Origin of the sequence: Paenibacillus sp. LjRoot56, assembly GCF_964253335.1 — a bacterium.
Classification (GTDB): Bacteria; Bacillota; Bacilli; order Paenibacillales; family NBRC-103111; genus Paenibacillus_E; species Paenibacillus_E allorhizoplanae.
The window spans coordinates 65,219-86,569 of sequence record NZ_CAXURV020000003.1 but is presented as its reverse complement, the minus strand read 5'-3'; the positions used below and the strand labels follow the sequence as shown (position 1 = coordinate 86,569).

14 protein-coding genes and 1 pseudogene are annotated in these 21,351 nt (G+C 43.4%); 13 read left to right on the top strand and 2 right to left on the bottom strand.

Annotation, left to right across the window (positions count from 1 at the left end; translation table 11 throughout):
- The first annotated feature begins 97 nt into the window (after nt 1-97).
- The 4 genes from ACSQ8O_RS19580 (at nt 98) to ACSQ8O_RS19565 (ending at nt 4,419) form a co-directional block, all read left to right on the top strand.
- Nucleotides 98-1,186 carry an amidohydrolase family protein gene (locus ACSQ8O_RS19580; RefSeq protein ID WP_436235101.1) on the top strand — a complete coding sequence of 363 codons (1,089 nt, stop codon included), beginning with the start codon at nt 98-100 and terminating at the stop codon, nt 1,184-1,186.
- A 2-nt stretch (nt 1,187-1,188) separates the two neighbouring features.
- Nucleotides 1,189-1,551 carry a Rieske (2Fe-2S) protein gene (locus tag ACSQ8O_RS19575; RefSeq protein WP_436235102.1) on the top strand — a complete coding sequence of 121 codons (363 nt, stop codon included), beginning with the start codon at nt 1,189-1,191 and terminating at the stop codon, nt 1,549-1,551.
- Entirely contained in the window at nt 1,542-3,026 is a 1,485-nt protein-coding gene (locus ACSQ8O_RS19570; protein ID WP_436235103.1) for a glycoside hydrolase family 88 protein, read from the top strand. Before ACSQ8O_RS19575 ends, ACSQ8O_RS19570 begins: the two co-directional genes overlap by 10 nt.
- 196 nt (nt 3,027-3,222) lie before the next feature.
- Nucleotides 3,223-4,419 carry a polysaccharide pyruvyl transferase family protein gene (locus tag ACSQ8O_RS19565; RefSeq protein ID WP_436235104.1) on the top strand — a complete coding sequence of 399 codons (1,197 nt, stop codon included), beginning with the start codon at nt 3,223-3,225 and terminating at the stop codon, nt 4,417-4,419.
- A 90-nt stretch (nt 4,420-4,509) separates the two neighbouring features.
- Here ACSQ8O_RS19565 and ACSQ8O_RS19560 read toward each other — a convergent pair whose 3' ends face one another.
- On the bottom strand, nt 4,510-6,879 hold the full coding sequence (locus ACSQ8O_RS19560; RefSeq protein WP_436243017.1) for a helix-turn-helix domain-containing protein: 2,370 nt from the start codon (nt 6,877-6,879) through the stop codon (nt 4,510-4,512).
- A gap of 261 nt (nt 6,880-7,140) precedes the next feature.
- Here ACSQ8O_RS19560 and ACSQ8O_RS19555 point away from each other — a divergent pair, with 261 nt between their 5' ends.
- The 7 genes from ACSQ8O_RS19555 to ACSQ8O_RS19525 all read left to right on the top strand — a co-directional run bounded on the left by ACSQ8O_RS19555 (nt 7,141) and on the right by ACSQ8O_RS19525 (nt 18,806).
- Nucleotides 7,141-8,106, top strand: a complete 966-nt coding sequence (locus tag ACSQ8O_RS19555; RefSeq protein WP_436235106.1) for an ABC transporter permease — start codon at nt 7,141-7,143, stop codon at nt 8,104-8,106.
- 35 nt (nt 8,107-8,141) lie between these two features.
- Complete coding sequence (locus ACSQ8O_RS19550; RefSeq protein WP_436243016.1) at nt 8,142-9,011, top strand: carbohydrate ABC transporter permease; 870 nt, start codon at nt 8,142-8,144, stop codon at nt 9,009-9,011.
- 48 nt (nt 9,012-9,059) lie between these two features.
- Nucleotides 9,060-10,616 carry an extracellular solute-binding protein gene (locus tag ACSQ8O_RS19545; protein WP_436243015.1) on the top strand — a complete coding sequence of 519 codons (1,557 nt, stop codon included), beginning with the start codon at nt 9,060-9,062 and terminating at the stop codon, nt 10,614-10,616.
- Nucleotides 10,617-10,972: 356 nt separating this feature from the next.
- Nucleotides 10,973-15,616, top strand: coding sequence for a sugar-binding protein (locus ACSQ8O_RS19540; RefSeq protein ID WP_436243014.1), 4,644 nt, complete (start codon nt 10,973-10,975; stop codon nt 15,614-15,616).
- Nucleotides 15,617-15,646: 30 nt separating this feature from the next.
- Entirely contained in the window at nt 15,647-17,404 is a 1,758-nt protein-coding gene (locus tag ACSQ8O_RS19535) for a right-handed parallel beta-helix repeat-containing protein (protein ID WP_436243013.1), read from the top strand.
- Nucleotides 17,405-17,511: 107 nt separating this feature from the next.
- Complete coding sequence (gene sigK / locus ACSQ8O_RS19530) at nt 17,512-18,036, top strand: RNA polymerase sporulation sigma factor SigK (protein WP_173115694.1); 525 nt, start codon at nt 17,512-17,514, stop codon at nt 18,034-18,036.
- 95 nt (nt 18,037-18,131) lie between these two features.
- Nucleotides 18,132-18,806, top strand: coding sequence for an ABC transporter ATP-binding protein (locus tag ACSQ8O_RS19525; RefSeq protein WP_436243012.1), 675 nt, complete (start codon nt 18,132-18,134; stop codon nt 18,804-18,806).
- Between the two features lie 511 nt (nt 18,807-19,317).
- Here the strand turns inward: ACSQ8O_RS19525 and ACSQ8O_RS19520 are convergent.
- Nucleotides 19,318-19,560, bottom strand: a pseudogene (locus ACSQ8O_RS19520) (gfo/Idh/MocA family oxidoreductase); the annotation flags it as partial.
- A 952-nt stretch (nt 19,561-20,512) separates the two neighbouring features.
- On the opposite strand from ACSQ8O_RS19520, the gene ACSQ8O_RS19515 reads away from it, so the two are divergent.
- Nucleotides 20,513-20,635, top strand: a complete 123-nt coding sequence (locus ACSQ8O_RS19515; protein WP_436243011.1) for a hypothetical protein — start codon at nt 20,513-20,515, stop codon at nt 20,633-20,635.
- Complete coding sequence (locus tag ACSQ8O_RS19510) at nt 20,584-21,063, top strand: GrpB family protein (protein WP_436243920.1); 480 nt, start codon at nt 20,584-20,586, stop codon at nt 21,061-21,063. Before ACSQ8O_RS19515 ends, ACSQ8O_RS19510 begins: the two co-directional genes overlap by 52 nt.
- Nucleotides 21,064-21,351: the final 288 nt, after the last annotated feature.

Sequence of the window (21,351 nt, the reverse complement as noted above, 5' to 3'; positions counted from 1 at the left end):
CCATATTTTCAGAATTATCCTTCATGTACGTAGTGATTTCGACCCTTTATAGTGAGATATATAAAGGATTTCATACGTTACCTGGAGGCGATTTCGAATGTTCAATAAACCGAATATTATTGATGCAGATGTCCATAATGCCATTGCGCATAACAAGGACCTGCTGCCGTATTTGCCCAAAGTCTGGCATGATTATTGGCTGTCTGCTGGCCCAGGCTATGGCGGAGGTTGGCATTCACCCGTGGGTGTTATGCGTAAAGATGCCATTCCTAATGGTGGGGGCATACCTGGGAGTGATCCGCATCATATGCTTAAACACCATTTTGAAAAGTACAACATTGATTACGGGATATTGACAGGCTCAGGCATATTGGGAATTTCGCTAAATCCGAATCCAGATTATGGGAATGTGGTGGCTAGTGCCTACAACGATTGGCTGGTCGAAACTTGGCTGAAGGCAAGTCCTGTGTATAAAGGTTCTATTCTTGTGAACCACGCTGATCCGTTGGCGGCTGCCAAAGAGATTGATCGCATGGCCAAGCATCCCGATATGATTCAAGTGATTATGTGCAGCGGTTCACGGCAATTGTTTGGTCAACGCTGCTTTCATCCGATTTATGAAGCAGCCGAGCGTAACGGATTACCCGTTGCTGTTCATCCTGGGACAGAAGGCAGAGGCATTGCTGGAGCGCCAACTCCTTCAGGATATCCAACGACATATTTGGAATGGCATAATATACTCCCAACAAATTATATGGCTCACGTGAATAGCTTAGTTTGCGAAGGTGTATTCGAAAAGTTCCCTAAATTGAAGTTTGTCGCCATAGAAGGTGGTATTGCCTGGTTACCACATCTGATGTGGCGGATGGACAAGAACTATAAAGCGCTAAGGGATCTTGTCCCGTGGCTTAAACGATTGCCCTCAGATTATATTAGAGAGCATATTCGTTTAACGACACAACCGATCGAAGAGCCTGCAAAGCCTGAACATCTTAATCAGATCTTTGATATGATTGGCGCTGACAATATGGTGATGTTCTCTTCGGATTACCCACACTGGGATTTCGACAATCCCAAAATGGTGCTCCAGCCAATACGCAAAGACTTGAGACAGCGAATTCTTGCCGATAATGCTGTGGAATTATATGGTCAACACACATTCCCTGTCGTTAAACAGGGGGTGTAGACATGAGTAAAGTAAAAACGAAATACCCAGCAGCTAAAGTTAATGACTTGATAGAGAATGGACGCAAAATTGTTAGCATCAACGGCATAGAAATCGGCATCTTTCTTGTTAATGGCAGCTACTATGTGTGGCGGAATATGTGCCCTCACGCGGCGGCTCCCGTTTGCGAAGGGGTCATTTGCGGAACACGCCTTCCTTCTTTGGTATATGAATACGAATATGGGCGAGATCAAGAGATTTTACGCTGCCCTTGGCACGGTTGGGAGTTCGGGCTGACCGACGGCAAGCATTTGGTTGAAGGCGGTGTTCAGCTCCGCGGGTATGAGGTTGATGTTGAGGGGAACGACATTTATGTATGGATATAAAGACAAATACACGACAGAATGACAAGATTTATGTTTTGGCAAGTACAGTTAGTAACCAAAGTTGTGCTGTTCCAGAGGGGAAGCGTATCCCATTTGGATGGTCAGCCACTGCAGTGGGGGCTTCTTCCAAGGAGTGGGTAAGGCTATTCTGGTCTGTTCCAGTTAGCAATCAACCAGGGTATTTGAGAATTTCGGTTGCTTTGGATTTACGTGAGGAAGTTTGTGTCGAGGTAGCTACTGCAGTAACAAGTGTACAGATCGGCATTTTGGATATTCGTTATGCCTCTGTCTTTCAACCCTACCAGTTACAATTAACTGCTACGCAAATGGCACTCATTTCAAGCGAGGGAGTCGAGCTGCGATTGGTAAAAGGAAGTGCGTCCCTATGGATTTTCACAGAGGGCCCAGTAGAAGCTCCCTTGTTGCTGCCTCATCTTCTTAGGACACCCTGTGAATCCTTCAACCCTTGGTCAAGGCTTTCAAATACGCTTGCCTCCATGTCATCTTTGCAACCTTTCGGTTGGCTCGAAGGCTGTGTGCTGGATGGTCTGCTTGATTTAGAGCAGGCAGTAGGAGGAGGACATTTTCGCGAAACAGCGAGGAAGCACATTCTAATGTTCATTGATAAGCAAGGGATACTACGCTATGAGAATCCCCGTAGTGAGCCTGTTGACGGACAGGTATACGGCATTGAGGGGACGTTGCCTTTCGCTGCACTTGCTCAGTTGGAGCCGCAGCATCCTGCGCTTGAGAAAGCGATTGCGTTCTGGCTTTCCGAGCGAGCTGAAGATGGTTCAATCTGGGATGGCGCTATGCTATCTGCTGAAGGCTGCTACACAATTGCCTATCCCATGGCTGTGTTAGCTAAGATCTACGAAAGAGTGGATTTAGTGGACTCAGCGCTTCAACAGTTAGAGATACGAAAGGATAAGCTAGCTTGGGAAAATGCGCTATATTTGCGCTATCAGTCGGATGGCAGCAGAAGCTTCTGCCAATGGTCGAGAGCTTATGCTTGGTACATGCTGGGAATGGCGCGTACGTTGCGGGTGCTTCAAGAGATTTATGGTTTACCCGAGGCAGCGTTGAGACGCATAGACCTACTTAAGCTAGAGCTTGCGCGTGTCGCGGAAGAGGTGATGAAGTACCAGTCGCAAGATGGGCTTTGGTTTGTATACGTGAATGAGCCGCACACGGGAGTAGAAACGTCAGGCTCATCTGCGATTGCTACGGCATTGGCTATCGGTGTAAAGCTAGGTATACTCGATAGCAATACTCTTTCTTCCTGCAATAGAGCGAGGGATTCACTTGCCAAGTATGTGACACCCGATGGTATCCTGCATGGCGTGACACAGAACAACAAAGCAGGGGAAGAGCTTCAGCGTAACGGTTATCGAATTCTTTCACAAATGGGTACGGGTTTAGCGGCTCAGTTGGAAGCGGCAATGAAGCTGGTCAAACCTTACGAGGTATCGTAAGGTTTTTTGATATTTTTTAAGCAGATACATGCTATTGCTTATCCAAACCCTTGCTAAGTGGAGCGGCTTTCTGGTAGTAAGACTATTTTGGTCAAAAAAAATGATACCGAACAATTAACTCTTAATGCAGGAAAATAGATTCACGATTACGATTAGTAGAACAACCAAGTACGATGATAAGGAGTGATAAATAATTATGACCAAAAATACAATCATCTTGCGATCTTCTTGGCAGGTAGTCAACATTGGCGATATCGCTCATACCCCAGGCGTACTACAACTACTGCAAGCTTATTTACCCGAGGTGGAGGTCATTCTCTGGGCTTCGGAAGACTTCTCTGATGAAGTTAGGGATATGATTCATAGAAGGTTCCCTCATCTTTCGATTGTGATGGGAAGTATCGGCACCGATGGAAGGGCGACCAATCGTGAGTTGCAGGAAGCCATAGATCGAAGTGTATTTGTATTACATGGCTCAGGACCATTACTCGTTGGACATGAGGATATGATTGCCTATACAAAGCATATGGGCAAGTCTTTTGGTGTATTTGGTATCACATATGGAGGCTATAATGAATCTAATTGGCCTGAGATGAAGACCATTTTGTCACAAGCCAAGTTTATCTATTTTAGAGATTCCGTTTCTTTGGAGAAAGCACTAGGCGACGAAATTACGAGTCCTCTGATGAAATTTGGCCCTGATGGTGCTTTCGCCGTCGATCTGAGAGATGAACAGCGGGCTCAAGCTTTCCTCGCTGCAAATGATCTCTATGAAGGTCAATTCCTTTGCTGTGTTGTCAGAAACAGATATACACCGTTCTGGAAAGTAAAAAACGTACCATTCAATGAGGAAAAGCATGCCTACAATGAGTTGATGAAAGAACAAGATCATGCTGATATCCGGCAAGCCATCATTGAAGTCGTCCGACAGACATCGCTGAAAGTCCTGGTGTGTCCCGAGGATATGACGCAAATGGAGCTAAGCAAGGAAATGCTTATTAATAAGTTGCCAGATGATATCAAAACACGGGTCGTTTGGCGTGAGGAATTTTGGTTGCCGGATGAGGCAATAAGCGTATATATACGATCAGCTGGACTTTTTGGAAGTGAGATGCATTCGCCGATTATGTGTATTGGTCATGGTATCCCTGCTATTGTTTGTCGGTGGGAAGAACAGTCGACGAAAGGATGGATGTGGCAGGACATCGGTCTAGGTGAATGGCTGTTCGATTTGGATCAGGAAGAGGATCGACAGCGGATTGTTCCTGCTGTATGCCAACTAGCCCTGCACCCTGAAGAAGCAAGAGACAAAGCGAGAGCCGCAAAAGCACGAGTAGACATACATTATCAAGAAATGGTGAGAACCCTTAGGCAAGAGCTTGATAAGCTGTAGCATAGAAATGGAATGTCTACCAGTTGAAAGACACAGCAAGGCCTTGCATCTCATTAGAGTTGAGATGCAGGGCCTTTTAACACAAATTGACTACCGTTGCTGTTCTCTAAATTGGGTAGGTGTAACCCCTTCCGATTTTTTGAACACTCGGTTAAACCAGGAATGCTGGTAGCCAACCTTTTCAGCTATTTCACTGATTTTCAGATCAGTTTCCAGTAATAGCTTCTTGGAAGTATCAATGCGTACCTTCGTTACATAATCAACGTAGTTAATGCCTTTGATTTGCTTAAAGGTTTTACTGAGTGAAGTTACATGAACACCTAGCAGGTCTGCACATTCCTCTAGCGACAAGTCAGTCATGTATCTCTCTTCAACCAGTCGAATGACTTTCTCGATGTTCTGTGTTAAATGGGCATGATACGATTCATGCATTTCCATCACATAGGGGGAGATGACATTGCTTTTAAACCACTTCAACATTTCATCGGATTGTCGCAGCTGAAGGAGCTCCTCCATGATATTGTGACCCCTGTGATAGGAATAAACATTAAATCCGGCCTGCAGCAGAGTGTTATTCACATTTCCTATTAGTTGCATCATGGCTTGTTGGAGGAACAGTTCAACACCTGCGTTCCGATCTAATTCAGCAATGAACTCCTCGGCCCGATGAAACGCCTCCTCTTCTTGCCCCAAACGAATGGCATGGATAAGTTCCTTCTCAATCTCAAAGGGATACCGGAACGTATAATCTCCTGAAATGATTAAGGAATCCATATCAATAATTTGATTGGCTTCAAGCAACTTCCTGAATCGAAGTGTATGGCGGGCTTCTTCCATTAAGGTAGGAATGCGGGTAAGCTCATTACTGAGTTGGCCAATGCAAACAGTAACTTGAAGCTTGAGGATATGATTCAGCGTTGTAATAATCTCTTGGGATAACTGAGTCAATTCTTTCTTCATTGTCATACCCGGGGTATCTGTTGGGAGTGCAAGGATAATCCCAACGAATAAATCCTGAAAATTAATCACATAAGCCTGTTCAATATGCAAATGAGTAATTTCATCTACAATATTGGCAGCGGCAAAGGTGACAAGCTGCTCATCATCCTCTTTGAATTTCCCGCCTTCTGATGTCAATCCAATCAATTGCACGGCAATCACTGTGTACTGTTGACCAACGGTGTCCCAACCGTAATAGGACATCCTTGCAGTTAACTCATTCTCGTCTAAATAATACAAGCGTCCTTGAACCAACTGGAGCATAAAACCTTCACGAAGGGTAGGCAGTTGTTCTTCAACCTTCGTTTGCAAGATGTGACTTTCGCGAGATAAATGTTGCCATTCCTTCTCAATGAAGGTCAGCTCATCCCCTCTCACATTCCCTCGGTCCTTTTTATCCTTTATCACGGTTCCCATTAATCGGGCAATGGGTTGATAGATCCGCTGAGACGCAAACCAGGATAAACAAATGGCGGTAATGAAACCGAATACACTAATACTTATAATCAGGCGAGACATGAGAATGACAGGTTTGGATATGTTGGAAATGTCGGAGAAAGTCGTAAATATCCACTCCGTCCCTAATCTTGAGAAGGTGTGGTAAGAAATTGAATATTTGGTGTTGCGAAAGCCATACAGGAAAGTGTCTTCTTTCTGCTTTGGCCAGCGATCCATGATTTCATTGTGAATCGTATTTTCTAGAAGACTAGCTTCTGATGTAGGGGGACGACCTCCAACTAACCAATCCCCATTCGTATCCATAAGAAAAGGAGCACTTGAATCACTTAGTTCAGAGAAATAAGTGATTAACTTGGCAGTATTTATTCTAACGATGAATACCCCATACTTCTCAGAGGAATCGCCAGGTAATTTATGTACCAAGCTATATTTAAAGTCGGTAGGAACGGAAGGGCTATTGGTAATGCTCTGTAAAGGTAAGGACTTGGTCCAGAAAATATTCTTCTTCTCTTGCAGTAGATGCAGGTAAGCATCATGTGGATTTTGTTGCGTTTGATTCAGCTTGTTAACGCCACGGGAGCTGCTAATCAAAGTTTGGTTGCTATCAATATACAAAGAGACTTCATCGATAAGCGGATTCGATTCCTGCATAAGCAGGAGTGACTTCAGCATATCCCTGGTGAAGTCTACTTCTTGACCAAAATTTAGCGTTTTCAATTTCTCACTAAATATGGGATTGAATACCCATTGAGCGAGGCGTATCTCGAGTTGGGAGAGTTGGTCATCCAATTGTTTCGAAATCTGATTAACACTTAATTGGTGGGTTTTATTTACTTCGGTTTCAATGCGGTGAACCCCAATAAAATACAGTGTGAACCCAATAAAAGTAGTTGGCAGACAGGTAATGAATAAGACAATAATCAAGCTTTTTCGGAAAAAGGAAGATTGCAGCCTAGAAATTTTATGCTGATCTTTATATTTTTTAGCCATATGTTGAAGCATAGTTACGCCCTCCAGAACAACGCAATAAATGTAAGTTCTCTTAATATAAACCTCACGGTACCTCTCTGCAACCGATTATGAGGCTAAGGCGGCTTTCCTGCCTTAAGACTTTTTTGATAGAGGATCCAAGAAACAGGAAAGCTCGGTAAATTCACATGTAGCTAGACGCCAATTAACTCTTATTGCAGGAAAAGAGGCTAGCCCATACAGTGATGACATAGACAAACGTGCTAGCAACCGTTGAATGCGAGGGAGAAGCTAATGAATGTATTGAAAGAAAATAGGCTATTAACGAAACGCATCGTTAAGCCGCGGAATCCAGCAAAGAAGATGTGGCAATCCATCAAACGTGATAAATACCTCTACTTATTAGGATTACCTGGTATCTTGTGTTTGCTCATTTTCAAATATGTTCCGATGTGGGGGGTTGTTATTGCCTTTCAGGATTACTCTCCATTCCGTGGGATACTTAAAAGTGATTGGGTAGGTTTAGAGAATTTCCAACTATTCTTTAGTAATCCGGATTTCTTTAAGCTGCTAAGAAATACGCTTGCCATTAATATTATGAGTTTGGTGTTTTTCTTCCCAGTTCCCATCATTCTCTCTTTAATGTTAAATGAGGTTCGAAACGAAGTCTTTAAACGAATCATACAATCGATCGTCTACCTTCCGCATTTCTTATCATGGGTAATCATTGCAGGACTTACTTTCACATTGTTTGCTACGGGAGAAGGACTCGTAAATAAGTTTTTGGTCCTGATTGGCCTCGAACGTGTAGATTGGTTAACGACACCGAGTTTCTTCTGGGGGTTCCTCACAGGACAGAGTGTTTGGAAAGAAGCAGGTTGGGGAACGGTGATTTTCTTGGCTGCAATGGCCAACGTAGATCCAGGTTTATATGAGGCCGCACGCATGGATGGCGCCAGTCGCATACGTCAGATGTGGAATATTACAATACCTTCTATTCAAAATGTAATTATCATTCTGCTGATTCTGAAGCTTGGACATATTATGGATGTTGGTTTCGAACAAGTTTTCCTCTTACAGAATGCTGCTGTTTCTGATGTTGCTGATGTCTTCGATACGTATATTTATCGTGTGGGGATTAAACAATCGGAGTTTAGCTATACAACGGCAGTTGGTTTATTCAAGGCTGCTATCGGGTTACTATTGGTAATCATCTCCAATAAGCTAGTGAAAAAGGCAGGCGGGGAAGGATTTTATTAAGTGTGGCTAATGTCAGATATTAAGGAGAGTTGACAGTGAAAGAATCATTGGGTGACAAAATATTTTCAAATATCAACGTAGTACTACTAGCCTTACTTGGCATCGCTTCCGTGTTTCCATTCTATTATGTTGTTGTCGTATCCTTAACCTCGCCTAGCGATTATATCGGGGGCAGTTTAATGCTCTTCCCCAAATCGTTTTCACTTGCAGCTTACGAATATATTTTCTCTACCCAAACTTTTGTGAAATCACTTGGTGTTAGTACTTATCTTGCTATTGTAGGGACTGCGCTAAGTCTGATCGTTTCTGCAGCATTCGGATATATGATTTCCAGAAAACGCTTATTTGGACGCCGAGTGTTAACTGTTGCGCTTATCATTACGATTTTGTTCTCGCCAGGTATTATTCCGAACTACCTTCTCATCAAAGATCTTGGACTCATGAATAGTTTGTGGTCCATTATCTTGCCAGGTTTGCTAAGCGGTTGGAATGCCTTGCTACTTAAAACATTCTTCGATGGCATACCTGAAAGCCTCGAAGAATCGGCAGTTATTGATGGTGCTAATGATCTACACATCTTCTTCCGTATAATCTTGCCTTTATCGCTTCCAGCATTAGCGGCGTTTGGACTATTTTTTGCTGTCGCTTATTGGAACACTTTCTTTAATGCCATTCTCTATCTCACTGATCCAGATAAACGGCCACTGCAGGTTCTACTGCAAGGGATGCTGGTTCAATCCGAAACGGGAATTGCCGAAGCGGGTGTTGCTGCGGAACAGCAGGTTCCTCCCGAAACGATTAAAATGGCTGCCGTCGTCATTGCCACTGTGCCAATCCTGTTGGTGTATCCATTCCTTCAAAAGCATTTTGCCAAGGGTGTTATGCTTGGCTCTGTTAAGGGATGATAGTCACATATATGCTATTATTAAGGGGAATTTAAGGGAGGATAAGAAATGAAAAAGAATTTAGTAACTGTATTATCGGCAACATTGCTATTAACAAGTGTACTTGCAGCATGCGGAACGAAGGAGGAAACACCTGCAGCTTCCGTATCACCTGCTGCTACGAAGCAAGCCGCACCAACTGAATTTAATATCACAACAATTAACTACAATCCAGAAGCGCCAGCAAATGATAACGCAATCGAATTAGAGATGGAAAAAAGAACGAATACCAAAGTTAATATTACTTACGTGCCTTCCAATAACTATGGGGACAAATTTAAGGTTATGCTCGCTTCGGGCGAAATTCCTGATGTGCTCTTAACTACCTATATATTCGATTCTACTGTCTTGAATGCGATTAAAGACGGTGCCTTCTGGGATTTGACCCCATTCCTAAAGGATTATCCGAATTTACAGAAGAATTATCCGAAAGAAAGCTTTGATAATACAAAAGTGAACGGTAAAGTCTATGGGCTCCCACGTCCTCGCCCATTAGCAGGCGGTGCTTCGTTCCCTGCATTACGTCAGGACTGGTTAGACAAACTTGGCTTAAAAGTGCCGCAGACGATGGATGAACTGTACACGGTACTGAAGGCTTTCACTGAACAGGATCCTGACGGTAACGGCAAGAAAGATACGTACGGCTTTACGGGTGCCGTAGCAGAAGGCTGGATGGATCAGTTAGGTTTCGTTGAAAATACATTTAATGGATTCGAAAACATGATTCTAAGTACAGAAGGGAAACCGACTTCGTATAGAGATTTTTCACCTGCAACTCGTGATGCTATTCTTTGGCTGCAACGTGCCTACAAGGAAGGCGTTTTAGCACCTGATTTTGCGATCATGAAGGGCTCGCAAGTGATTGATATGATGAAACAAGGCAAAGTCGGTATGATTCCTACAGCCATGGATGCCAGTAAAATTGGTGATATGGTAGGAACGCTAAGAAAAACAGTGCCTAACGCGGGAATCGTACATGTAACTACGTTGACTACACCTTCAACTGGACAAAAGTATGCAACCAAAGAAGGAGGTTTCTTCGGAAACTATCTGATCTCCAAGAAAGTGCCTGAATCGAAGCTGAAGCAGATTTTGGCATTCTTTGACTACGGTGCTACGCCGGAAGGAATGGAGCTTTCAAACTTTGGTATTAAAGATGTGCATTTCACGTTAAATGAGGGTAAGAAAGTGACGACGGATGAGTACAAGAAAATAGCAGCTGCATCCTTAACGAATATTTGGACCTTGGTTGATCCATACAGTCGCGTACAACAAGCTTCTGTTGACTATCCAAAAGAGTATTTGGAGCGTGACAAGAAAGTCGTGGATGAGCGTATCAAAAATGGTATCTTTATTAACAATAACGGCGTAACTTCGGAAACGGATACGAAATTTGGCTCTGAAATCGCAAAGAAACTACAAGATATGAAGATCAAAATCATTATGGGTAAAGAAACAATTGAAGCTTGGGATAAATTCATTGAGGGTATGAAAAATGATCCGAATGTCAAGAAGATTGAAAGCGAAAGAGAAGCAAGCTACAAGCAGCTATTTGGGGCGAAGTAAGGCGTTATACGTTTAATGAGCAGGGAGTAAGACAACAGAGGATGTCACATCATTGAGGTGCGACATCCTCTGTTGTGCTTCAATTCAAGCGATTTCCTGCAATTGCACTATTTTTCCATGCTCGAAGTGAAGTAGAAGTAGATCTTTCAAAAAACTCTAATTGCAGGAAATAAGCATTAAAGCCTATAGTAAGCCACATGTGGAGGGAAGGTGATTAGACGGTAATCAAAAGTGCTACAGATTAGAAAGCATGTACCGGCAAGTAATCTAAGGAGGAATGTGAGGCTAAGTTTAACGTATTAATTGTTTTGTAAGCGCTTCACCATTTGGAAAAAAGTATAAGGAGGACACTCATTTTGAAAAAGGTAATGATATGGTTTGTAGTATTTACACTCGTACTGACGGCTACGGTTATACCCATCATACCAGTAAATAAGGCTTTTGCTGCAGGGGGTACCATGTATGAAGCTGAAAATGCCGCACGCGTGGATGGGCAAATACCAAGTCCAGCGGTAGGGGCGGTTTACTCCGGCTCAGGATATGTAGATTTGGGAGCTCAATCTAATATGGCAAGTCTGACATGGACGACTGTTCAAGCGGCTACTTATGGGAATTATATTGTCAAAATCAGCTATGGCAATGCGGATTCCGCTCCCAAGCCAGTTAGTCTAAGTGTAAATGGTCAGAAAGTGACGACATTTGCTGGCAACAAAACGGGAGAAGGGCAGATTCCTGTTTGGGGAGAGCTTACTGCAATCGTGCTGTTGAATCAAGGAGCCAATACCATAAAGCTTTCATCTGAAAGCGCCGATGGCCCACTGGTCGATGTCATGGAAGTGACACCATTCGCGACGATCATCGAAGCTGAGAATGGCGGGGGAGCAGCTCATTCTAATGTCACAATTGCTGCGAATGTAGGCACTGCGCCAGGCTTCTCTGGAACGGGTTATGCCAGTATTGCTGCAGGCGTGACAGGTTATATGCTGTATAACAATATTGTCGTTCCTAAGACTGGCAAGTATACATTGAAAGTTAGGTACAGTAACGGCAGCACGGCTAGGCCCTTTGCCGTAACAATTAATGGTACCCTGGTTCAAGACGCCAAGGGTGTTGCAACAGGCGCGTGGGCGAACTGGAGGTATGAGGAACTAACGGGCATTGACCTAAACGCAGGCGTAAACACTATGAAAATTGAGCGTATTGGTGCAAATGCTACCCCAGTGATCGACCGGTTTGAGTTTGTAACCGAAGCTTTCATTGAAGTAGGAGATCAAACCTTCCGAACGACTAGCTTCGAGACTTCGGATATAGATGCTATTATTGCAGCTGCACCGACTGGATCCACCTTGAATTCACCGTTGATTAGTGGAAATGCATTGAAAAGCACTTCCGCGAGTACAGTGAAAATCGTAGAAGAAGCAGGTTCCCGCTGGGCAGAAGTGACGTCCCCGGCTGGTAAGCAGGGCATTGTTGGATTTCCTTTCCATGGCAGTTGGCTTGCTCCTGTGCCCATGAAGAGTTATACGCTTGAGTCCAGCTTTATGCTGAAGGACGAGAAAGCGAACTATATTTTCAAGTTGGTAAGCGCTGCTGGTCTGGAGAGTCCTATCTTTGCCTTCGGGATGGATAATCAGCTTTATGCACGTTCTGACAATTCGGCAGGCGGGGCATTGGCAGATCGTACAAATTGGAGCATGAATACGCTCTATAAGATCAAACTGGTGTTTCACTTAGATACGAAGAGTTATGATATGTATCTGAATAATACGAAGATCGTGAACAGCGAACCTCTTCAAAATGACGCTTACTTAGGCGGACTAAAAGGATTCTTCCTAGAAGTAAAAGATGGTGCTCGACAGGAAACCAAAATTCTTGTTGATGATATTAGGCTGTCTGGTTCCAACTCAGTGGGTACGCCACCAACCATCAACCAGAACCCCGGCACCTTATTTGAAGAACAACCATACATTGGCCAGCCTGTTGTCTATTATGTAAGCCCAGCAGGTTTGGATACGAATAACGGATTGACGACAACATCCGCATTCAAAACGATTAATAAAGCCGTAAGTGTAACGAATCCCGGTGACACCGTTAATATTATGCCGGGAACCTATGCCGCAGCGAATGAAGCAAACGACTTCGTTCTAATCAATCGCTCCGGTGCCAAAGATGTAAAAACGGGTATTGCTCATTACATTACTTACAAAGCATATGATCCTAACAATAAACCCAAACTGCTGCTTCCTCCGAATATCAAAGGGGTATGGGATATGGTACAAGTAAGTGCCAACTATATCGTCGTTGATGGTCTGGAAATCGAAGGTAATAATATAAATTTGACACTCGCAGAAGCGGAAGCTAATTATGAAAGCAAAATAGCAGGCGGCTCTGATTGGTCTACTTATGCAAAAACTAACACCAATGGCATTTCTATTGCTGGCCATCATGTCATGATTAAGAATAATCACGTTCATCACTTGTCAGGCGGCGGAGTTGGCGGTGGCGGTGATTATATCACGATTGAAGGTAATGATATTCATGCCAACAGCTGGTATACCTTCTATGCGACAAGTGGGATTAGTTTTATGAACGATGTTGATATTGACGCCAACACGTCCGATTACAAAATTATTGTTCGCAATAACCGTGTCTATGACAATGAAACCAGAGTCAAATGGGAGAGAACGAAAGGCTATTCCGATGGGAACGGGATTATTTTTGATGTCGATGAAACCTACAAAGGTAAAAAATTAGTGAGCAACAATATTGTCTATGACAATGGCGGCGGGGGCATTCACATTTATCGAAGTCATAACGTGCATGTCATTAACAACACGATTTATCATAATAGCCGTAGTCCGTATTTAAAATATCCGAATATGGATGTGCAGTCCGGAGATAATGCCGTCTTTCTGAACAATATTTCCATTGCCAGGAGTGAAGCTGGTGAGTATGCAAACGGAAATAGTGGATTTAACAATCTTTTTGCCAACAATATGTATGGCGGTTTAACTCGTTTTGTAGGGAAAAATGAGCTTGTAGATGATCCGAAGTTTGTTACTGTGACCGGGGCGACGTATGATTTTCATCTACAAGCAGATTCGCCGGCGATTGATGTTGGCACCCGTTCATTTGCTCCAAGTGTTGATTATGATGGGAACGTGCGTCCTTATGCAGGAGAAGGCTCGAATGCTCGTGTCGATATCGGCGCCTATGAATCACCAAGTAATAACCCCGCTTATTTAGTGGATGATGCTGTACAACTAACTGAACCAACGCCAGAAATATCTAAAGCAGCTACAGCAGCCAAGGGGACGCCGATGATTGATGGGCTAACGGATGCACTATGGTCCTCAACAGAGAGTTTTCAGGCTTTATATGTCAGCGATAGCACGAAAAAATGGCCACTTGCGACAGTCCGATTGTTATGGGATGAACAACACCTGTATGTACACGCAGAAGTACAGGACGCTGATCTAAATGCAACAGGCGGAAACTTGTGGGAGCATGATTCCATGGAATTTTTCGTGGATGAAAATGATGCTAAAACGACTTCTTTCCAAGTAGACGATAGACATTATCGTGTTAATTATTTGAATTTGAAAAGTGGTGGGACCAATGTTACTCCTGGCATCTTTACTTCTGCAGCGAGAGTAGTGGATGGCGGTTATATCATCGAAGCGGCACTTCCTTTGACAAGCATAACTGGCTCTGTAGGAACGGTAATTGGTTTCGACGCAGGTGCGAGCGATGACAGTAATTATGATGGAATTCGGGATAATGCAACCATGTGGAGTAACCGAAGAATTAATTCCAATGCTTCTACACAATGGTATGGTAATGTTACGTTCGTCGCAGCACCAACGATTACAATCATTACCCCCATTACGGTAACTACAACAGCCGGCATGGCTCCAACGCTGCCTTCTGTTGTAACAGCGGTATATAGTAATGCCTCAACATCTCCTGTGAATGTGACTTGGGATGCCATGGATCCTAGTAGTTTTGCAAGTGCGGGAACCTATACGGTCAATGGTGTAGTGCAAGACACCTCAATAAAGGCTATTGCTACAATAACGGTAATAGAAATACCTAATTCCCCGCCCACGGTCAGCTTAACGGGACCTGCTAATGGCTCCCTGTACACGGCTCCGGTTAATGTGCAGTTAACGGCAGTGGCATCGGACAATGACGGCATTATCAGCAAGGTAGAGTTCTACAATAGCAGCAGCTTATTAGGTATCGGGTTACCGAGTTCGGAAGGCAGCTATATCTATAACCTGATTCAACTTCCGGTAGGTACTTATAGCATTACTGCCAAAGCATATGATGATAAGGGCTCAGTGACCATATCTGAAGGAATTACCCTTACAGTGAAGCTAGAAGATACAGGACCTGTCATAGAAGGATCCACCATTAAAGTAACGCCAATTCTTGTCAATACGGCTGCTAAAGCAGAGGTATCGCAACAACTCCTTCAGCAATTGTTTGCCCAAACTACAAGTGAGGGGACAGGAACTAAGCTGGCAACAATGGCAATAAAGCCGATAACAGGCGCGAAATCCTATGCAGTGGGCCTGCCTACGCAGCTGTTCAAGGAGGGCACCGGATTGGACAAACTGGCTATTCAGACCGACCTGGCTACCGTCACCGTTCCGGATGATATGCTGAAGAACAAAGATCTAGCAGAAGCCTCTAACGTTGAGATCCGTATGGCTACGGCAGATACCTCCAACTTAAAGAAGGAGAAGAAGCTGAAGGCCGGAGAGAATCCGGTATTGGCATTATCCATTCTAGTGGACGGTAAACGATTGGATTGGAAAAACAATCAAGCTCCGGTTTCGGTATCCGTTATGTATCAGCCCACACCTGAGGAATTAAAGAAACCTGAGCACATTACAGTCTATTATATCGATGGGGATGGCAAGGTGGTTAAAGAGACCAAAGGGGTCTATGATGCCGCTACGGGCAGGTTGACCTTCGTTATTACTTCGATGTAGAAAACGAATATATGCAAGGAGGAGATATCAATGGGATTAGGATTTGGGTTTAAAAAGTCAATATGGCTAGTTGGCTTACTCTCTCTGCTGCTGGCATGTACGACATTTTCATTTGTGAAATCAGCCCATGCCGCAACGCAAACCTATTATGTCGATATTGATACGGGTGTGGATGCCAGCGGTTATGGAACCAGTCCCAGTACACCTTTCAAGAATATTCAATATGCCGCTGATTTAACGAATCCGGGTGATACCGTATATGTCATGAATGGAACCTACTACAAGACCAATGATCAGTTTGTATTTCAAGTTACACGTTCCGGTAATGCCAGTTCCACCGGGGGGTACATCAATTTCCTGGCCTATCCTGGACATCATCCGAAGCTCAAAGCCATTGATGCGTGGAACCACATTGTTGTGAACGCTTCCTATATCAAAATCGATGGCTTCGAAATCGAAGGAGATAACGCCAATCTAACCCTCAGCGATGGCGAAGCGAGATACAATCACTTTATACAGAACGAACCAACAGCTACCATTGATTGGAACTATGTACGTAAAACACAAACGAATGGCATCTATATTAAGCCTGCAACCGGGACGACGAGTTATCCCCACCACGTTGTAGTTTCCAATACGATTGTTCATGATGTGCCTGGGGGAGGCATAAGTGTTGAAAAGTCTGATTATGTGACCATTGAGCATAATACGGTTTACAATAACTCATGGTACACACTCTATGCGACCAGCGGTATCTCCATCCTTACTCCGAAAGATGCGGATACCAATACAACGACCTATCGTAACGTAATCCGAAACAACCGGGTGTATAACAATAAAACATTGGTGAAATGGGAACAAACACAAGATTATTCGGATGGCAATGGCATTATTATTGACAGTACCTTGAAAGAGCCGGCTTATACCGGAAAGACGTTGGTAACGAACAATCTTTCCTACTTAAATGGGGGTTCAGGTATACACGCATATCATAGTGCTGATGTGGATATCTTCAACAATACAGCCTATAACAATTCTGCCCAACTGGATTATGGGGAAATATTCGCCCAATCCTCCGATCATGTTAATCTTTTTAATAATATTCTTGTTGCAAGAACGGGGCGAAATATAAATACAAACTTTAGCAATACCAATGTGGTTACAAACTATAATATTTATGCCAATGGAAACCCAGTTGTAAGTGGACCTAACGACATTTGGGCAGATCCCCTCTTTGAAAACGCGATAGGAGGAGATTTTCAGGTACATATCGGTTCGAAGGCGATTGATACGGGTTCGAGTACGTTAGCACCGGCCAATGACTTCAACTCCAACACGCGGCCAAGAGGAGCGGGGCCTGATAGAGGTGCCTATGAGAGTCAAAATTTGATTGGCAATCCGAGCTTTGAGTGGGGTAACGCGAATGGAGGCTGGGTGAAAGAGCAGAATAGCTCAGGCATTTCAATTCAAAACACAGGTTCTTACACGGGAACCTATAAAGCTGCCTTCAACACAACAGCACTCACTAAGTTGTCCCAGACCATAACTGCGCCAACGACAGCAACTTACACAGTTACAGCGTACGTAATTACGAATATTGCAAGTAATGTGAAGGTTGGAGTGGATGTAGCAGGCATTAATCAAGCACAGTCAACCGTTACAACGGGAGGATACAAAAAAAATACATTCACAGTTACAGCTTTAGCTGGTCAAACGATCAAGGTTTGGATCAGTGCCCCTCAAACAGCAAGTGGATGGGTTGGGATCGATGATGTTTCGGTTATGTAAAATCTCAGTTGAATGAATAAATTAAGCATATGGGGAAGCCTTGCGAGAAATCGCAGGGCTTTTTGGTTTTTGGGAATTAATCTGGTGACTTAATTTATTAGGTTACCTTGCTTCGTGTACACAACCTCAAAAAATTCGATAACACAGGGGAAGATTTGGAAGATTTAATCTCCATCGGGACGATTGGACTGATCAAAGCTATCGAATCCTTCTCCCCGAACAAGGGCACAAAGCTGGCGACTTTTGCGGCACGTTGCATCGAGAACGAGATCCTGATGCATCTGCGCTCCTTGAAGAAAACGCGGAAAGATGTATCTCTACATGATCCCATTGGAACGGACAAAGAGGGGAACGAGATTACGTTGATTGACATCCTCGGCAGCGAGGCGGACGATGTGGTGGATGCGGTGCAGTTGAAGATCGAGAAGTCGAAGATTTATAGAAATTTAGAAATTTTGGACGATCGGGAGAAGGAAGTTGTCGTTGGTCGGTTTGGTTTGGAGCTTGGCGGTGAAGAGCGGACACAGCGGGAGATTGCGAAGGAGCTGGGTATTTCTCGTTCGTACGTGTCGCGGATTGAGAAGCGGGCGCTGATGAAGCTGTATCATGAATTTTATAAGGCGAAGAGGTAAGACTGCTAGGTTAAGGTTCCCATTTTTAACACGTTTCGTATAATCGCATTCTTCATTGTTAGGGATCTTGGGATCGCAAAATGGAGGCGAAGGATATGAGCCTAATTCAAATTGATCATGTCTGTAAGCAATATGTGATGGGTGGGGAAACGATCCGCGCGTTGGATGATGTGTCATTAGTAATTGAACAAGGAGAATTTGTCGCGATTATGGGGCCTTCAGGTTCGGGGAAGTCGACACTGATGAACATCATCGGGTGTTTGGATGTGTCTGACACGGGATCATACGTTCTTGACGGCAAAGCGATTAACCAGATGAAGGATTGGCAGCTGGCCGAGATACGGAATCGAAAAATCGGATTCGTGTTTCAAAACTTTAATTTACTACCCCGATTAAGTGCATATGAGAACGTAGAGTTACCTTTAATTTATCGGGGGATGACGCGGAAAGAACGAGAGCCACTTGTATTGAAAGCTTTGGAAGCGGTCGATTTGGTGGATCGCAGGAAGCATCTGCCTTCGGAGTTGTCTGGCGGGCAGCAGCAACGGGTTGCGATCGCACGAACGCTCGCAGGAGATCCTGCGATTATTTTGGCGGATGAACCGACTGGTGCTTTGGACTCGAAGACGGGGATTGAGATTATGGATATATTCGCTAGGTTAAATGATCAAGGTAGAACGATAATTTTGATCACGCATGACCATGCGATAGCGCAGCAGGGGAAGCGGGTTGTGAGGTTTCGGGATGGGCGGTTGTTGGAGAATGTTTAGAATAAGATGGTGAAGACCGGGACTCCATGGGATATACGTGGGGTTCTGTTTTTTATGTCTGGAAAACTGGTGTTATTCTTTTACTTTTCAGTGGGGAATGCCCTCTTATATTGGTGAGAAGGAAATGATGACTTCGTACAAGAAATCTTCATTTGTGACAGATGGCCTAGAATTACGTAGATAGAATAGAGAGTGGGTTAATAACGTACTTAGTGTAAGTTCAATTCACCCCGCCAGCAGGTGAGGCAGATTCTGGTGTTGTATCGGGAGTAAGCAACAGAAAACTTGCACTGAAGGACCATATGACAAGGGCAGAGGTTACAACGATTGTGAAACAACTTCTAAATAAATTAGAACTGATTTATTTCTTGTATAGTCATAGGTAACATAAGCAGGGCAATTTTCCAACAGCAGCAGATTTCTGTTGAAGAGTTGCCCTGCTTCTTTGCCTTTGTAACTATCAATTTTATGTATAGTCAGATCGAAAGCTTAATACAGTCGAGGGAAGTGCCTACGGTTCAAAATAAATGGCTTTCCCAGTCCTCGAAGACTCATAGATGGCTTCTAAAATTTGCGTGACAACAAGCGCTTGCTCCGGTTTTACCAAGGGTTTGGTATCATGAAGAATGCATTCGAGCCACAAACGAGCTTCCAAATCGCTTGAACTCTCTTCTTTGCCTTCAAAAAAAGCGACGCCTCCTGCATTTAAATCAAAGGTGTTCGTATTCATTCTACCCCGCTTTTCGCTATTAATGCAGCCAGCATGATGTACCCAACACACATCGAGCTCACTCTTCATATCCTCTGAGGATGTATGTCCCAAAAATGCATCAAACCAAATACGATCCCCATAAGCTTCGGTGAATTCAACGGAGTGATTATGAAAGCCAAATTCGATGTTATTTCTTCTAAACTGCTCGCTGCACTTGTTGAAAAAAGCAACAGTTTCGGGAAGTGCCTGTCGCTGCTCTTGATTGATTCCTGGGCAGTCGACATAACGGCTCCCTATCGCGACATTCATAGCAATCTCTTCTTCCAAATGGTATCGCAGTCGATCCATGTTTACATGGCTACTAATGGCTTGAAGTGACAGATTGTTAAGCAGCTTTTTTAGCTGCTCAGGGCTAAAATCGTAATAACCTGCAAACTCCACACCCTTATAACCCATCTCGGCAACTCGTTGCAAAGACGTTGTGGCGTCTCGGTTCATTTCATCTCGAAGTGTGTATAATTGCATGGAATTCGACAGGGTACCGTATACTGTTTATTTTTAAAATTTTTATTGGAGTACCCGACTTGATGAGGACATAGATCTGGTTACATGGCTACGGCATCCAGAGCATCTCGAACAAGCACTTATAGAAGCAGGTTTCAAACGGATTCCTGTAAGTGCTCGGCAGACAGATTTTTGTAAAGATGAACGTAGATATACAATTTCTTTATTTGACTCAACCTATTGATGGGAGCATAATACCGAATGGACTTTGTGAAAGGGTATGGAGGTCGGATGCACTGCTTTCGAGGTCTTTCTCCCTAGATGGCGTATCCGCTTACGTATTAAGTCCTATCAATTTACTCCAAGAAAAAGAAGTGTATGAGCAAGCAGAATTGCTGTATTGAGGAAAGAAATAATTTATCAAGTTGGAAATCTAGTTATGGTAAAATAAGGGTAAATATAAAGTCTGAATTTAAGGAGTTTAGATTAGATGGAAGATCAATGGAGGATATCCAAACATGATAGTGGGTGGACGGATCTGTTCAATGATATTGCTTTAAAATTGAGAGATTCATTAGGAGATTTAGCAATTCGGATCGAATCGATCATGTAGGTTCTACATCGATAGTTGGTCTGGATGCAAAACCAATTATAGATATCCAAATATCTGTTCTAAATTACGATGACATAACTAAATATAAGACCAAGATAGAGAGCGTTGGTTTTGTATTTCGTGATGATAATCTAGACAAGACTAAGAGGTATTTTCGAGAACAGCCGGGCACTCGAAGAACACATATTCATGTTAGACAAGTTGGTAGTTTTTCTGAGCAAATGACTTTGCTCTTTAGAGACTATTTACGTGAGCACCCTCAGGATTGTTTAAGGTATGCTGATGAAAAACATCGATTAATGGAACTGTTTAAAAGTGAACGACTAAAATACGTTGAAGGAAAAGGGCCGATCGTTTGGGATAACATACAAAGAGCTCATAGATGGTCGCAAGAAGTGGGATGGAAGCCAGGAACGTCTGATAAATAAATTGACTAGGTTCATTAAAGTAACTGGACACGATAGCCTAATCATTTCTAGAATATAGCGCGGAGTTTGGAGGCTAGTTAATGTCTGTTAGTGTGTTTAGAATGAATCAAGAAGATAATTCATTTGAACTAGGTTTTGAAATGCCAATTTCTAACGAAGAATTCTACACTTCTGGAACTAAAAAATTTAAGAATATGGGCACATGCTAATCTAGAGAATAATGATCTGGAATATATGGTGACAAGGATTGATTTGCTTAATAAAAAGTTACCTTTAGCTTTTAAAACG

Bases quoted from the DNA above. Each gene is read 5' to 3' on its own strand.
- ACSQ8O_RS19580 (WP_436235101.1), top strand. From the start codon at position 98: ATGTTCAATAAACCGAATATTATTGATGCAGATGTCCATAATGCCATT.
- ACSQ8O_RS19575 (WP_436235102.1), top strand. From the start codon at position 1,189: ATGAGTAAAGTAAAAACGAAATACCCAGCAGCTAAAGTTAATGACTTG.
- ACSQ8O_RS19570 (WP_436235103.1), top strand. From the start codon at position 1,542: ATGGATATAAAGACAAATACACGACAGAATGACAAGATTTATGTTTTG.
- ACSQ8O_RS19565 (WP_436235104.1), top strand. From the start codon at position 3,223: ATGACCAAAAATACAATCATCTTGCGATCTTCTTGGCAGGTAGTCAAC.
- ACSQ8O_RS19560 (WP_436243017.1), bottom strand. From the start codon at position 6,879: ATGCTTCAACATATGGCTAAAAAATATAAAGATCAGCATAAAATTTCT.
- ACSQ8O_RS19555 (WP_436235106.1), top strand. From the start codon at position 7,141: ATGAATGTATTGAAAGAAAATAGGCTATTAACGAAACGCATCGTTAAG.
- ACSQ8O_RS19545 (WP_436243015.1), top strand. From the start codon at position 9,060: ATGAAAAAGAATTTAGTAACTGTATTATCGGCAACATTGCTATTAACA.
- ACSQ8O_RS19535 (WP_436243013.1), top strand. From the start codon at position 15,647: ATGGGATTAGGATTTGGGTTTAAAAAGTCAATATGGCTAGTTGGCTTA.
- ACSQ8O_RS19525 (WP_436243012.1), top strand. From the start codon at position 18,132: ATGAGCCTAATTCAAATTGATCATGTCTGTAAGCAATATGTGATGGGT.
- ACSQ8O_RS19515 (WP_436243011.1), top strand. From the start codon at position 20,513: ATGGAAGATCAATGGAGGATATCCAAACATGATAGTGGGTGGACGGAT.